This is a genomic window from Adhaeretor mobilis, from assembly GCF_007741515.1.
In the GTDB taxonomy this organism is placed as follows: Bacteria; Planctomycetota; Planctomycetia; order Pirellulales; family Lacipirellulaceae; genus Adhaeretor; species Adhaeretor mobilis.
This window is the reverse complement of the sequence record NZ_CP036263.1, coordinates 4,310,644-4,323,577: the sequence shown is the minus strand read 5'-3', so window position 1 is coordinate 4,323,577 and position 12,934 is coordinate 4,310,644. Positions and strand designations below refer to the sequence as shown.

The window sequence follows — 12,934 nt, the reverse complement described above, 5'->3', positions numbered from 1 at the left end:
CGATATGTTGAATAAAAAAAGGTGGAGTAAGCGTCATCAGGATTTCAGGAATCGACTTTCAACGCATGCCATGATGTCTTTCAGGTGAGGTTCGGCGACCTGGTAGTACACTCGTCGACCTTCACGTTCACTTGTAAAAAAACCACACCGCTGCATCAATCGCAGGTGCTCTGAGGCCACATTGTCGGGCACCTTGCAATCATCAGCCAGTTCACCAACCGTGTACCTCCCCTGCAGCAACAATTGCACCATACGTAACCGTACTGGGTGTGCCAGCGTCTTCAGGCATTCTGCTGCCTGGGCAAACGCCGCCGGGTCGCCCTGCGGCTTCTTTTTCACTGGTTTCTTCTTTGGATGGGATTTCGCAGCCATTACGCTAATATATCGTCATGTCGCGACACGTCAATGAGTGGTTCTGCCAACTTTTCTGCGATTCGGTCGAGCATCATCCCCATCGGGTGCGTCGAATCAATAGTAAGGCAGCCATGGGACTCGGATAGCTCCTCACGTTCGGCAACTTGCTGCTGTATGAGTTCCGGCCTTCCTTCCGACTTGCTTTCAAGTTCTTTGATACGCTCAATAACTCTGAGTCGGGCTGCCTCTATTGGACATTCGCATTCGATATGAATAGGAGTTGCGCCATGCTTGTGTGCTAGTTTTGTGGCTTGTTCACGCAAGCCATTGGTGAGAAATGTGCCATCAAGCACCACAGTCTGACCAAAATCCAAAGCCTCCTCGGCTGTAGCAAACATCTCCTCATAGACTTTCTGGCGAAGTTCCGGGCGGTAGGTTCCTTTGCCAAAGTCAGAGGGCTTGTCGCTTGCTCCGAAAAGAGTGAGGCGTACTGCATCCGTGCTGATGACCTGTGCAGCGGTCTTTTCAGCCACAGCAGTAGCGAGAGTTGATTTGCCAGTCCCCATCAGACCACCGATGACAAAGAGGTACGGTCCGCCAATTCTCGCGGCGTAGTGATCTGCCCATTGGAGTACCTGGTGGAATTCGCGCAGACGATGCTTGCGAGCCTGACCGTTGGCTTGTGATACCCCGAGTAAGGCCACTTTGGCACGTACCGAAGCGCGGTAGCTCTTATAGAAATCTTGGAGTTCGGGCGGACTAGCATCGCCGCTAAGCTTGGCGTAGGCGTCAAGTAACTTGGCACCAATTTCGCTATTGCCTAATCGCGTGCAGTCCATAGCTAGAAAGCAAAGTTCATCGAGGACATCATTTTTCCGCAGTTCTTCGGAGAACTCTAGTCCATCGATTACCGCTGGCGGAGTTTCAAGAAAAATGTGTTCCGCACGCAGGTCACCATGCCCTTCAACAATGCGGCCGTCGCGGGCCCGATTCAGTAGGAGATCTTTTTGAAGCCAAGCAAAGAGTAGCTGGGCGTTGTGGATCCTGCGAATGATGGGGTGGTGCAGTGGGTCGGCTGCGCTCAAGAGATCCTGCAGATTCGAGTGGCAATGCCGAACTGTTCGCTCGTAGTACTCCTCTGGCTGTAAGACTTGTGGAGGCAAATTGCAGTAGAACGAAACAAGGTAGCTGACCAACTCATTCAACTTGTGTGCGGAGAACTGGTCTTGGCGAAGCGTAGTGTCCAAAGCCAATTTGCTCGGCAAACGCCTCATCTTAACGACGTAATCTATCGGGCGACCCTCCCCACCTAGAACGAGCTCTCCCGTCTGCTCCACGGTGATTGGTAGGACGCCGAAATAGACTTGGTAGGCTAATCGCTTGTTAATCCGTACTTCCTCTTCACATGCTCGCTGGCGTGCTTGTAGGCTTGTAAAGTCCAGAAACTCAAATTTCACGGGCTTCTTGAGCTTGTAGACATACCGGTCAGTGAGGAATAGCCAAGAAATATGCGTTTCAATGAGCTCAGCTTGATTGGTGCCATCGGAGTAGGTCTGAGGATTACTAAGAAGTGCTACAAGATCATCTGACTCGTACTGCTTTTTGGTGTCGTCGATCGAAAGCATCGGAATACCTTGGTTTATGGTAGGTGCATAGCAAGGAACGCCTTGTGAGCAAGCCTCTTCCCAAATATGGGGCAACAATTGCGCCGAAGTGGCAGAGCTCTCTAGCGGCAGGCTTGGTTAGAAAGGTTGTATTGCACAGGGAGTACCTTGTGCGGATCCGCACACTTGCGGATAGGAACGCACACTTCATCAAGGATCCGTCGTGAACTTCCTTTCGACTACCTGTTGGTTTGAGAGACGACACGATTGGCCCGTAAATTGCTTCACAGTTTGATCAGTTTTCCACGCCACCTGCAATGAGGAAGAGCCATGTCCGTTGTTGACTTCTCCACGGAATACCTAGGGATGACACTCCGCAGTCCGATCATCGCCTCCTCGTCTCCCTGCACAGGGCAACCTGATGTGCTGCGCCGCATGGAGGAATTTGGTGCTGGGGCTGCTGTACTTCCTTCGCTGTTCGAAGAACAGGTAGCCCGGGATACAAAAACTCACGAAGCACTTGAAGCAATGGCAGAGTTTCCAACGCTCAACCACTACAACTCGGGTCCCGAGAACTACGTCTCGTTAGTTGAGAAAGCGCGAGCGGCGGTCACTATGCCGATCATTGCCAGCCTGAATGGGGCCTCACTGGGCGGTTGGATCGAATACGCTCGTCGTATCCGCGATGCCGGTGCCGATGCGATCGAGCTCAATCTCTACTTCGTGCCAATCGATCCGAGTGCATCGTCCACAACGGTCGAGGCACGGTACCTCGATGTGATTGCTGCAGTCAGGCAGAAAGTGGAGATTCCGCTATCCGTGAAGATCGGGCCCTACTTTTCGAGCCTCCCCTACTTTGCTCGGCAGGTTCAGGAAGCTGGCGCGGACGGTCTTGTGCTATTCAATCGATTCCTAGAACCGGACATCGACCTGGAATCTCACAAAGTCGCGCCGCACCTTGAACTGAGTCATCCTAGTGAAGCACGTCTATCACTACGCTGGCTGGGGGTTCTTCACGACCAATTACAGCTCTCCTTAGCAGCCTCTAGTGGCATTCACAACGGGACCGATGCCCTCAAGGCCATGGCCGCTGGTGCGAATGTTGTCATGTTAGCTTCGACGCTCTTACAGAATGGAGTGGATTTCATGCAGGAATTTCGGGATGAGATGCTCGCCTGGCTAGCGTATCATGAGTACAAGCAAGTTCGACAGCTGATCGGAACCATGAGCAGGAAGTCCTGTGGATCATCAGCCGTTTTCGAACGAGCCAACTATGCGGCGACACTTGCATCGTACATCGATGAAGGGGTCGCCGTTCGGTAGTCCTTCCCAGAACCAATCTACGTCATTTGAAATTCCAACATGAGCAGTGCTAGTCTTGATCTCTTATTCGTCGATGACGACGACGAACTTCGCCAAGGTTTCGCTAACTATTTCTTCCAACTCGGGCATCACGTTGACCAAGCGGAGAGCGCAGAGATTGCCCTGGAGAAGTTGCAGAATCATGCCTTCGACGTGGTGCTGTTAGATATGGTCATGTCGGGGATGACGGGTATTGAGCTATTAGAAAAGCTTCGTGCAGACAGTGCCGAAACGCAAGTCGTCTTACTGACTGGCGAAGGAACCGTGGAAAAGGCTGTCCACGCGATGAAGATGGGTGCATACGACTTTTTAACCAAACCTACCAAGCTCAGCCAACTAGAGGCAGTGATAGGCAAGGCGGCAGAAGCAGGTCGAATGCGCAACGAAAACCGACGGCTACGCACACTCATCGAACGGAATGCGCCAAAGGGCAGCATGGTTGGTGAATCGGCTGCAATGGAGGAAGTCTTTAGGCTTATTGCCCGCGTTGCCCCCAGTGACAAGCCTATTCTTATCCAAGGTGAGAGTGGCACTGGCAAAGAGTTGGTCGCCCGTGCCCTGCACGAAGCCAGTAGCAGAGCCAGCCACCCGCTCGTCGTGGTCAATTGCGCTGCGTTGCCAGAGCAACTCTTGGAAAGCGAACTCTTTGGTCATGAAAAGGGAGCGTTTACGGGAGCAGCGAACACCAAGCCAGGTTTGTTTGAGGTCGCCGATGGCGGGACGTTGTTCATTGACGAGATCGGAGAGCTTGCACCAGCGTTGCAACCCAAGCTACTGCGTGTCTTGGAAGACGGCTCACTAAGAAGAGTAGGCTCGCTCAAGGAGCGACGTGTCGATGTGAGGATTATTGCAGCAACCAACCGTGACATGGCCACAGAAGTCGCGGAGAAGCGGTTTCGAGAAGATCTCTACTACCGTATTAACGTGATGTCGTTCGTGTTGCCGCCACTGCGAGAGCGCGGCGATGATGTGCTTCTGCTGGCTAACCATTTCGCCGGGCACGGTTGGGAGTTCGGACCCGAGTTCTGCAAGATCCTTACAGAGTTCTCGTGGCCGGGAAATGTGAGGCAACTCATAAATGCCATCGATCGTGCCAAGCTGTTAGCGGACGATGAAATTCTAAGGCAGGAGAATCTTCCGCCAGAAGTGCTAAACGCACCGCATTCTCTGCAATCAGCGGCAGTTCGGTCCGATGCCGATCTTGCTTCGCTCACTCGGGCTCGCGTCGTTCAGGCGCTCCAGGAAGAAAACGGCAACAAGCTGCAGTCTGCCAAAACGTTAGGCGTGAGTCGCCGCAGCTTGTACCGCTTGATTGAAAAGTACAATATCAAGCCGAGCGAACTTCATAGCGAGAGTCACTAATGGTGCCCTCAACGACTGCGCCAGGGTCCGACGACTTGGCAGCCTCGCACACCCCCGAGCTGATTCACGAACGTCTCGCAGCACCTGCGACTCATAGTTATCTGCGGGATTTCGTGTATGGCGCGATTGATGGGGCGGTGACTACTTTTGCCGTCGTCTCTGGAGTCGCTGGGGCCGGGCTATCGACTGGTGTAATCATTGTCCTAGGTCTGGCTAACCTTGTTGGCGATGGGTTCAGTATGGCAGCCAGCAATTACCTAGGTACCAAGACGGAAGAAGAGCTTCGTCGGAAAGCTCGCCGTGTTGAAGAGAGTCACATCACGGATTACCCCGAAGGAGAACGCGAAGAGATCCGTCAAATCTTCGCCATCAAGGGGTTCGAAGGAGATCAACTTGAAGGGGTCGTTGATGTGATCACCGCGGATCGAAAGCGGTGGGTCGATACGATGCTAGTTGAGGAGCTAGGCCTGCCATTGGAAGGACCCTCAGCGCTTCGAGCAGCAATCATGACTTTCATAGCCTTCATCGTAGTGGGATTGATACCTCTCTTAGCATTTATCTTTAATTCGGTGTCTTCCGTTGAAATTGCCAACCCTTACGCGGCAAGTACGCTTCTGACCGCCTTTGCGTTCTTTTTAGTTGGTGCGTCCAAATCGTGGTTTGTCGACCAATCTTGGTATCGAGCTGGAATCGAAACGTTGGCGATCGGAGGCGGAGCAGCAGTGCTGGCTTATGGAGTCGGTTTGTTACTCGGCGGAATCGCCTAGAGGGTTATGCTGGAGTAAATGTTATTTGCAGCCTCCGGTCAGGCTTTTAAACCACCAGCAAGTTGATGTTGTCCTAAGTGACCTCGAACTCTTCAACAGCCGGAGCAGTATCGGTTAGGCAACTGTCGATCTCTCGCAGTTGGCAAGTCTTGTAAAGGAGTTCATGAGCTCCGCACTGCAAGGCCTCTTGTCGCGTTAGGCTGTTGGGGTCGCTAGAAAGTAGGATTACTCTCAGGTCACCGACTAAGCCTCTCAGTTTACGCATCAATTGCAGCCCGCTTTTTTCTGGGAGCGCCTGCTCAATTACGGCAGCATCATAATCCCGAAATGTGGCCGCTTCGAGCGCCTGGCGTGGGTGCATTACTGCCGTCACCTGGTGGCCACGCTGCAGAAACCATTTTGTCATGGTGTCGAGGGTACGGCGGTTACTATCCACGATAAGGAGGGAAAGATTCTTCGACATTTCTCTTCTCGTTAGGTTCACGATAAGGCATTACTCCGTTGTAGCCTTCGCAGGAGTAATGGAGGGATGATATTCATGGCCGCTAATCGTCAGGCAGAGCACACCTGAATTCGGTTCACGACAGCCTCCACTCCATTTGAATGCTTGGCGATCTCCTGTGCCATTTGCTTGAGGTAGTAGCGAGACACTCTACCGTGCAGGATAGCCATGCCTTCGCGAAGGTCGCAGTTAACATCGATTAGGCCGTGGTGACCGTTTCGACGTAACACTTCCGAAATCAAGCACCGGTCCTCGACTGGGGAGGCGGGAACGTTAGGCTCTACAGCAATTTTAGTTTGACTAGATTGGGCAATCATACGGCAAGTTCCTTTCGCTCGGCAATCTGTTTGTGTGAGCCGAATATGGCTAATCGACCCAGAAGGACCATCAGGTAGGCCGTCCAGAACAATCGCAAGTTTTGCGCCAATTACGATTGCCCACGAGATGGCTATGACTGCTGATTTCCCGGATCGCAGTACCCAAGAAGATGTGCGATATCGCGTAACTCTGAGCGATTGAGCACAGAAACTCGGGCAACATTGCAGAGGATCGTCTACTGCAGTATGTGATCAACCGCTACTTTGACAGCACCTGTGAAAGTGGCAAGTTTGACGGGCTTACTGAGGAATGCGAGAACCTGAGCGTCAGATTCTGATAGTGACTCGTCCCCTTCCGAGAGGGCTGAGATAAGAATGGTTGGCATGGGAACATTCGCTGATAGTGCACGCATCGCCTCAATGCCTGGAATTTTGTCCATCCCGATGTCCGTGATTAGCAATTGTGGCCGGTCTGTCCGGCAGGCATCTAATAGTTCACGTCCGTTGGACGCCTGAATCACAACTTGATGGCCTAGGCTACGCAAGACCCCGGAAAAGTACTCCAGTACTTCCGGCTCGTCGTCTGCAATGGCGATTCTTAGGGACTTGCACATTTCTGAAGAGAATGGTGGTGGCGACTATCGAGAAATTTCAATGATGAACTCTGCCCCGTTCCGCTGCCCAGAGCCCAGGAAACCCGAGCCCACGGAAATCGTGCCTCCATGAGCTTCGACGATACGTTGGGCAATTGCCATGCCCAACCCTGTGCCTTTTGCCTTCGTTGTAAAAAAGGGCTCAAAGACCCGACGCCTTTGCTGCTCATCGAGGCCAACGCCGTTGTCTTGAATCGAGAGGCGCCATTTATCGCCCAGTGGGGTGTGCGTTTCTGTCACACTAATGGCGATCTCCACCGGGTCGGAGCAAGCGACAAGAGCGTTCTCAAATAGATTGCGAAACACCTGCTCGAATCGAAACCGATCGACGCGGCAGTATATTTGGTCTGTGGGAATTTGCTCTATGAGATGGACTTGCCGGCCTTGCCTGAGGTGTTGGGTTGCGCTCCAGGCGCTTCGCCATACCTTCGCGAGGGTCGTCTCTTCAAACTCAAGATTTAACGGTGCCGCATAGTTGCGCACCTCTTCATGTAAGGCATGAAGTCTATCGCTAGCATTCTCAATAGAATTGAGTTGGTCTACGAGCAGTTGATGCTCGTCGCAGTGGAGCCGTGCCGTCTCAACGGCGATCTGGATGCGTTGTAATGAATTGCGGCTCTCGTGTGCCAGGCGAGCCGTCGCTTCACCTAGGGCAGTAAGTCGTTCCGCTTGAATAAGCTGTTGCTGCGCATGCTTGAGTTCTGTGACATCGCGGACCATCCCTGTAAACAGTCGCGTTTCTTTAAGCCGCACTTCACTTACGGACAGCTCCATAGGAAACTCTTCGCCACTCTTTCGCCTCCCAACGACTTCGCGACCGATTCCGATGATCTTCTTTTCACCAGTACGCAGATAGTTCTGTAGATATTGGTCGTGCTCTTCCCTGTAGGGCGAAGGCATGAGCATAGAAATATTCTGACCAATGACCTCCTTCACGCTATAACCAAACATAGTCTCTGCTGCAGGATTGAGTGATTCGCAGACTCCCCACTCGTCGATGGTAATGATCGCCTCGACTGCCGTGTTGAGGATCGCCTGCAGGCGTGTTTCTCTATCGGACTTTTCTACTTCGGCTCTAATTCGCTGAGTGAGATCATTGCAGAGACCGACGTAGTGAGTGACGACACCCGCCGAGTTTTTTACTGGAGAGATCAGTAAATCATTCCAAAAAAGTTGGCCATCCTTGCGATAGTTACGGAGGAGTACGCGGCACTCTTCGCCACTGTGTAGAGTCTCACGGATCGTATGCCGAGCTTCCTGGTCACGGTCGTCTTGTTGTAGAAATCGACAATTGCGACCGATCACCTCTTGAGTTCCGTAGCCTGTAATTCTCTCAAACGCGTGGTTGCAATAGATAATGGGCATGTCGTGCTGCGAAGCGTCGCTGATGACCACTCCTACGCCAACGGACTCAATAGCGCGGTTTCGCACGCGTAAATCATTGGCCACTTGGTTGCGTTTGGTCGTGTCAAGTATGGTCGCGACAAAGGCTGGTAGGTCATGAAACGACGCTAATTGCAAATGCACTTCAACTTCGTAGTCGGATCCATTCTTACGTCGATGGAGTGTGTCAAAGACAAGAGTCTCCTGGGAGCCATTGCGTAGCGGCTGGATCAGTGCCTCAAACGATTCACGAGTCATATGAGGCTTGATATCGACCGGAGTCAGCTCGCGCAGCTCCTGGATCGTCATGCCCAGGTTCTCTCGACCTCCTCGATTGACTTGCAAGAACTGCAAAGTAACAGCATCGAAAATAAAGATCTCATTGAGTGATTCTTCGAGAATGCGCCCAAACTCTCGTTCAGTTGAGGAAGGGTCCATAGTTGGCCAGTCGGTGGAAACAACGCGACATCGGAGAGATGCGCAAGCTGAAGCAGTCTAGACCCGAGTCATAAACTGCACAGCTAACCATCTTTAGCCGTATCGACGTAACTGGCAAGCCTTCCTCCTAGACCAAATTCTAGGGTTTGGCCGAGTGTGATGCCCAGAGATCCGTCTGGCACCGCACGCCCCTTCTATTCCTCGACTAACGCGGTAGAGGTATTCGCCGCATTTGTTGCCAACCACCTGCCGCCAATGCCACGAGGCCTAGGCAAAGGAATGAAGACGCCTCGGGGACCGCGACGCTTTCGTAATAGAAGCCGAAATCGATTGACGAATCAGTTTCGGTGGTGCTCAATGTCCCCAATCGGTTGAATAGATCGCGGCCAGGTTCGAAATTGCCGGCATTTGTATCACCAGGAGGCGCCGTTGCCTCCATTAAGAGACTGACAGAGAAATCACCCTGGACATGCCACAGCGCACCCACATCGCCGTTTGGATTCGACAAGCCAGTGGTTGTGCCGTCTTCTACGAACGACCCTGTTCCAGTGAAAGTAAGTGTAAATCGCGTCGGCGAAGCATAGTCTGCCGGCGGGTTTGAGCCATCAAACTTAATAGTCGTTTCCCCGGAGTAAACGAGCGAATTACCGCTGGCTGAAACAAACCTAAAAATCTCATCGCCAGTAATCCCTCCCCCATCCATTGAGTATCCAGTCTTGACCGAGTGGTTAGCGATGCCGAAATAAAGGTTTTCGGTGGCCGCGAGATTGATCCCGGTATAGGAGATTATATAATTGTCCAGTACATCTAGCCCGGATCCTCCTGCGAGTCCAAAAGGTACCGTACCCGGCGCAGATGCTGGCGGGCTGCCGTCGATCACGATGTCCGCTGTGGCCGATTTAAGGCCGACTGTGGTCGCCAAGACGGAGAAGAGACCAACGAAGAGACTACTTGCAATTAGACGAGTCATGACCAATTCCTCAATTCATGGCCTGCAGGGCATGCGGCCTTCCGCTGAAGGCATGCGGGTTACTGTAGCGGCATGCCGCAGGGAAAGCAAGAAATTTCTTGCATCGGCGTCAACAGGGATGCGTCCGCGAAGAGAATATGCCCGCCACTTCATAAGTTGTTTTATGACAAATGTTTATGGCCAGGCCTGCAGGTGAATGTCGGTTGCCTTACACGCTCAACCTCCAGGCCATCTCCACGGACCGTAGTGTCACAACAGGTCAGTGTCATTCGGCCGTAACTTCATTGGGATCCATTGCAGGCTGCCTTAATTGCTTGTGACAATTTACGCAGCTCAATGTGAGTTGCTGAAAACCTAGGGCAACTCCCTCGATGCTCTCTTTCTTGGCTTGGCGTTCGATTTCTTCGACGGCGAACTCAAACGAACGTAGTTGCGTTCCGTAGCCTGGAAATCCGCGACGCACAAACCCTTCGATCTTGCTCAGCGCCTGAAGTTGCTGAGCACTCTTCGCAATCGCTGGAAAATCACCTTGAGCCAAGCCAGCTAGAAGTTGCTGAGATTGCTCGAGCTTCACATCCATCCAGACGTTAAACTCAATGGGCTCATCAATCTCTTTGGTGACTGCCTTGGTCGTCCCCTTCGCATCATCTCCGGTGGGCTGATCCTGACCCACGACCTGAGTAAAGAAAGCAAAGGAAAACGCGACCAACCCAGCTATAGCAATTTTCATCAGTGGCTCCTGAGGCTTGTATGGTACCTGCAAAGTTGCGAACAGCCACAGAGAAGGCAAACCGTGTTCCAACTGGCACGGATTCCTAGAAGGGAGCTGCAGCCTGCCAAACACCAGCGGAAATCCGACTTCGAGTTAAGCACAACTCGGACATGTGTGCGGAAGTGCACACCTGCACTGTGCGGATAGATGTGCAAAGTGCGTTCTTGCTCTTGGAAATTCTGATCCAATTCGTAGAAAGAGTACAGCGTGGCTTGGCATGTTTCTTGCTCTGGTAGTCAACAAGGCAGGGCGGACTTGGGAAGACAAGTCCCTCCTTGTCGTCACTGCCACATCAACATGAAGGAAAAGCCATGAACATTATTAAAATTTTGCTACCGACCGATTTCTCTGAGTCAAGCAAAGCTGCTCTTGGTTACGCGTCGACGTTGGCTGCTGAAACAGGAGCGAAGCTCATCATCGCGCATGTGTTCAACGACACTCCTATCTATCTGGCGGGATATGCTGGGATGGCGACAATGCCGGACTATTCACCAGAGGTTGAAAGAGCGAATCGTAAACTGCTTGAGCAGGTCCAGCCAACCAAGTCAAACGTTCAAGTGGAACACCGCTTCCTGAATGGTCCACCGGAGAAGGAAATCGTTGGCCTTGCCGATCGTGAGCAGGTCGATCTGATTGTGATGGGCACTCACGGGCGAACTGGTCTCTCTCGTCTGCTCATGGGAAGTATTGCTGAAGGCGTGCTGCGCAATGCGAAGTGCCCCGTGCTGACAGTCAAGCAACCTACGCCTGCAGAGGCTTCTGAGGAAGGTTCGAAAAAAAGCGAGGCAGAGCAAGAACAGGCAACTCATAGAGGGCCCGGCATCGAGTCGAAGCTTAGCCTGCACTAGTTCTCGCTTGCTTGCCCACCCTCCCCTTCCTAGAGGTGAATGTCATGAAACTTGGCAAGATTCTCTACGCTACGGACTTTTCCGCAAGTAGCGAGTTGGCCTTGGAGTACGCCAGTACTTTGGCGGCTGCTACGGGGGCAACGTTGTTGGTGGTCCATGTTGATGATGAGACACCGGGGTTGGTGTTCGGAAATGTCGGCTATGGCTACGTGCCAAAAGTCGATGAGATTGCCCGTCAGCAATACGACCGACTGCTGCAAGTTCGACCGGCCTCTCCTCAAGTGCCCTACGAGCATGTGTTCATGCGTGGAGAAGCGGCCGAGCAGATTCTTCAGCTGGCTGCTCAAGAACTGCCGGACGTCATTGTTATCGGAACTCACGGGAGAACCGGCGCGTTTCGGGTTCTGATGGGTAGTGTTGCAGAATCTCTCGTTCGCCAAGCGAAGTGCCCGGTTATGACGGTGAAAATGCCAATCGCCTTAGAAGACGAACCAATCGCGGGGGAAGGTGGAGGTAGCTAGGCCATGAACGTTGCTGCGAAATACTTGCAGGAGATTCGCGTTGCTGACGTCATGACGCGCGACGTGCTCACCGTGTCAGAGCATGCCACCATGCCAGAGGCCTCACAGTTGCTGACCACGGCTGGTGTTACCGGTGCCCCTGTCGTGAACGAATTTGGGCATTGTGTCGGCGTCATTAGCAACTACGACTTTATGCGGCGCGACCGGCCAAGAGGTGGCTCCTGCGGAAACGGTGTAATGGCGGAAGAATCTCTACTGACGAGCGAGGATCTCAACCAACGTTATTGGACCGAATTCGGCGCAGAGGACCTCGTAGAAAGTTACATGAGTAGAGCACCGCAAACGATTAGTGCAAAACTGTCGCTACTTGATGCAGCGGAGTACATGCTTGGAAGTCATATTCACCGCCTAGTTGTCGTCGACGTCAGCTCACGCCCGGCAGGAGTCATCAGCACTTTTGACGTCCTTAAAGCAGTAGTGGCTCATAGCAGTTGCGATCTCTGATAGTCAAGCACTGGCGCTTGGCAAAGACTAGTAGGAAAGGAAGGATAGCATGAACTGGTTCGAAGGTAAGAAACTGCTGGTGCCAATCGACTTCAGCGAGAACTCGCATCGTGCCCTAGACACGGCGTTGGGGATGGGTACGGATGTATGTGCTGTGAACGTGGGAGTGAACCTTTCTGTCACTTCTCCAGAATCGGTGTGGGGAGCACTTACCGAGCAGTCGCAACGCGAACACATCAAAGAAGCTTTCTGGAAGAACTTCGCGGACGAAAGGTATCGCGGAATCGATTTTCGTGTTTCCTTTGGCGACCCAGGATATGAAATCGCCAGCCTTGCCGAGGAAATCGGAGCCGATGTGATCGTGATGCCCTCGCACGGTAGAACGGGGATCAAGCGTATCCTGCTCGGTTCGGTGGCAGAACGCGTTTTACGCCTGGCACACTGCCCTGTGTTGGTACTGCGGCACTAGCCCATTTCGAGTTATGTGTATTCGAACGTATTCGTCCGTGAGTTAAGTTGCTTTTTGGAGATATTGATAATAGCCAGGGAAGACACTAAAACTGACGGCACGGCAAAC

Annotated in this window: 15 protein-coding genes; 7 read left to right on the top strand and 8 right to left on the bottom strand. The window is 52.6% G+C overall.

Annotated features, from left to right (window positions below; translation table 11 throughout):
• Positions 1-36 precede the first annotated feature (36 nt).
• A complete protein-coding gene (locus HG15A2_RS17050) occupies positions 37-372 on the bottom strand; it encodes an ArsR/SmtB family transcription factor (RefSeq protein WP_145061645.1) in 336 nt (111 codons plus the stop codon).
• Entirely contained in the window at positions 372-1,979 is a 1,608-nt protein-coding gene (locus tag HG15A2_RS17045) for a bifunctional aminoglycoside phosphotransferase/ATP-binding protein (RefSeq protein WP_145061643.1), read from the bottom strand. The genes HG15A2_RS17050 and HG15A2_RS17045 overlap by 1 nt, the downstream gene beginning before the upstream one ends.
• A gap of 309 nt (positions 1,980-2,288) precedes the next feature.
• Here HG15A2_RS17045 and HG15A2_RS17040 point away from each other — a divergent pair, with 309 nt between their 5' ends.
• Genes HG15A2_RS17040 through HG15A2_RS17030 form a run of 3 tightly spaced genes read left to right on the top strand, consistent with a single transcriptional unit; the run spans position 2,289 to position 5,449 of the window.
• Complete coding sequence (locus HG15A2_RS17040; RefSeq protein ID WP_145061641.1) at positions 2,289-3,281, top strand: dihydroorotate dehydrogenase-like protein; 993 nt, start codon at positions 2,289-2,291, stop codon at positions 3,279-3,281.
• A gap of 39 nt (positions 3,282-3,320) precedes the next feature.
• A complete protein-coding gene (locus HG15A2_RS17035) occupies positions 3,321-4,682 on the top strand; it encodes a sigma-54-dependent transcriptional regulator (RefSeq protein ID WP_145061639.1) in 1,362 nt (453 codons plus the stop codon).
• The gene (locus tag HG15A2_RS17030; protein WP_145061637.1) at positions 4,682-5,449 is read left to right on the top strand and encodes a VIT1/CCC1 transporter family protein; all 768 of its coding nucleotides are present in this window, start codon (positions 4,682-4,684) and stop codon (positions 5,447-5,449) included. Before HG15A2_RS17035 ends, HG15A2_RS17030 begins: the two co-directional genes overlap by 1 nt.
• 73 nt (positions 5,450-5,522) lie before the next feature.
• On the opposite strand, the gene HG15A2_RS17025 is transcribed toward HG15A2_RS17030, so the two are convergent.
• The 6 genes from HG15A2_RS17025 to HG15A2_RS17000 form a co-directional block, all read right to left on the bottom strand.
• Positions 5,523-5,912 (bottom strand): response regulator, encoded by a 390-nt coding sequence (locus HG15A2_RS17025; RefSeq protein WP_145061635.1) that lies wholly within the window; start codon positions 5,910-5,912, stop codon positions 5,523-5,525.
• 89 nt (positions 5,913-6,001) lie between these two features.
• Positions 6,002-6,268: a BON domain-containing protein gene (locus tag HG15A2_RS25170; RefSeq protein ID WP_145061633.1), complete on the bottom strand. Its 267-nt coding sequence runs from the start codon at positions 6,266-6,268 to the stop codon at positions 6,002-6,004.
• A 236-nt stretch (positions 6,269-6,504) separates the two neighbouring features.
• Positions 6,505-6,882 (bottom strand): response regulator, encoded by a 378-nt coding sequence (locus HG15A2_RS17015; protein ID WP_145061631.1) that lies wholly within the window; start codon positions 6,880-6,882, stop codon positions 6,505-6,507.
• A gap of 24 nt (positions 6,883-6,906) precedes the next feature.
• On the bottom strand, positions 6,907-8,742 hold the full coding sequence (locus tag HG15A2_RS17010) for a PAS domain S-box protein (RefSeq protein ID WP_145061629.1): 1,836 nt from the start codon (positions 8,740-8,742) through the stop codon (positions 6,907-6,909).
• Positions 8,743-8,947: 205 nt separating this feature from the next.
• Positions 8,948-9,712, bottom strand: coding sequence for a hypothetical protein (locus HG15A2_RS17005; RefSeq protein ID WP_145061627.1), 765 nt, complete (start codon positions 9,710-9,712; stop codon positions 8,948-8,950).
• 265 nt (positions 9,713-9,977) lie between these two features.
• Complete coding sequence (locus tag HG15A2_RS17000) at positions 9,978-10,442, bottom strand: hypothetical protein (protein ID WP_145061625.1); 465 nt, start codon at positions 10,440-10,442, stop codon at positions 9,978-9,980.
• 353 nt (positions 10,443-10,795) lie between these two features.
• Here HG15A2_RS17000 and HG15A2_RS16995 point away from each other — a divergent pair, with 353 nt between their 5' ends.
• Genes HG15A2_RS16995 through HG15A2_RS16980 form a run of 4 tightly spaced genes read left to right on the top strand, consistent with a single transcriptional unit; the run spans position 10,796 to position 12,826 of the window.
• A complete protein-coding gene (locus tag HG15A2_RS16995; RefSeq protein ID WP_145061624.1) occupies positions 10,796-11,332 on the top strand; it encodes a universal stress protein in 537 nt (178 codons plus the stop codon).
• Positions 11,333-11,376: 44 nt separating this feature from the next.
• Positions 11,377-11,853: a universal stress protein gene (locus tag HG15A2_RS16990; RefSeq protein ID WP_145061622.1), complete on the top strand. Its 477-nt coding sequence runs from the start codon at positions 11,377-11,379 to the stop codon at positions 11,851-11,853.
• Between the two features lie 3 nt (positions 11,854-11,856).
• Positions 11,857-12,357: a CBS domain-containing protein gene (locus HG15A2_RS16985; RefSeq protein WP_145061620.1), complete on the top strand. Its 501-nt coding sequence runs from the start codon at positions 11,857-11,859 to the stop codon at positions 12,355-12,357.
• Between the two features lie 49 nt (positions 12,358-12,406).
• Positions 12,407-12,826, top strand: coding sequence for a universal stress protein (locus tag HG15A2_RS16980; protein ID WP_145061618.1), 420 nt, complete (start codon positions 12,407-12,409; stop codon positions 12,824-12,826).
• Positions 12,827-12,934: the final 108 nt, after the last annotated feature.

What these genes read in the sequence shown, in the direction of transcription:
- HG15A2_RS17050 (WP_145061645.1), bottom strand. Translation starts at nt 372, where the DNA reads ATGGCTGCGAAATCCCATCCAAAGAAGAAACCAGTGAAAAAGAAGCCG.
- HG15A2_RS17045 (WP_145061643.1), bottom strand. Translation starts at nt 1,979, where the DNA reads ATGCTTTCGATCGACGACACCAAAAAGCAGTACGAGTCAGATGATCTT.
- HG15A2_RS17040 (WP_145061641.1), top strand. Translation starts at nt 2,289, where the DNA reads ATGTCCGTTGTTGACTTCTCCACGGAATACCTAGGGATGACACTCCGC.
- HG15A2_RS17035 (WP_145061639.1), top strand. Translation starts at nt 3,321, where the DNA reads ATGAGCAGTGCTAGTCTTGATCTCTTATTCGTCGATGACGACGACGAA.
- HG15A2_RS17030 (WP_145061637.1), top strand. Translation starts at nt 4,682, where the DNA reads ATGGTGCCCTCAACGACTGCGCCAGGGTCCGACGACTTGGCAGCCTCG.
- HG15A2_RS17025 (WP_145061635.1), bottom strand. Translation starts at nt 5,912, where the DNA reads ATGTCGAAGAATCTTTCCCTCCTTATCGTGGATAGTAACCGCCGTACC.
- HG15A2_RS25170 (WP_145061633.1), bottom strand. Translation starts at nt 6,268, where the DNA reads ATGATTGCCCAATCTAGTCAAACTAAAATTGCTGTAGAGCCTAACGTT.
- HG15A2_RS17015 (WP_145061631.1), bottom strand. Translation starts at nt 6,882, where the DNA reads ATGTGCAAGTCCCTAAGAATCGCCATTGCAGACGACGAGCCGGAAGTA.
- HG15A2_RS17010 (WP_145061629.1), bottom strand. Translation starts at nt 8,742, where the DNA reads ATGGACCCTTCCTCAACTGAACGAGAGTTTGGGCGCATTCTCGAAGAA.
- HG15A2_RS17005 (WP_145061627.1), bottom strand. Translation starts at nt 9,712, where the DNA reads ATGACTCGTCTAATTGCAAGTAGTCTCTTCGTTGGTCTCTTCTCCGTC.
- HG15A2_RS17000 (WP_145061625.1), bottom strand. Translation starts at nt 10,442, where the DNA reads ATGAAAATTGCTATAGCTGGGTTGGTCGCGTTTTCCTTTGCTTTCTTT.
- HG15A2_RS16995 (WP_145061624.1), top strand. Translation starts at nt 10,796, where the DNA reads ATGAACATTATTAAAATTTTGCTACCGACCGATTTCTCTGAGTCAAGC.
- HG15A2_RS16990 (WP_145061622.1), top strand. Translation starts at nt 11,377, where the DNA reads ATGAAACTTGGCAAGATTCTCTACGCTACGGACTTTTCCGCAAGTAGC.
- HG15A2_RS16985 (WP_145061620.1), top strand. Translation starts at nt 11,857, where the DNA reads ATGAACGTTGCTGCGAAATACTTGCAGGAGATTCGCGTTGCTGACGTC.
- HG15A2_RS16980 (WP_145061618.1), top strand. Translation starts at nt 12,407, where the DNA reads ATGAACTGGTTCGAAGGTAAGAAACTGCTGGTGCCAATCGACTTCAGC.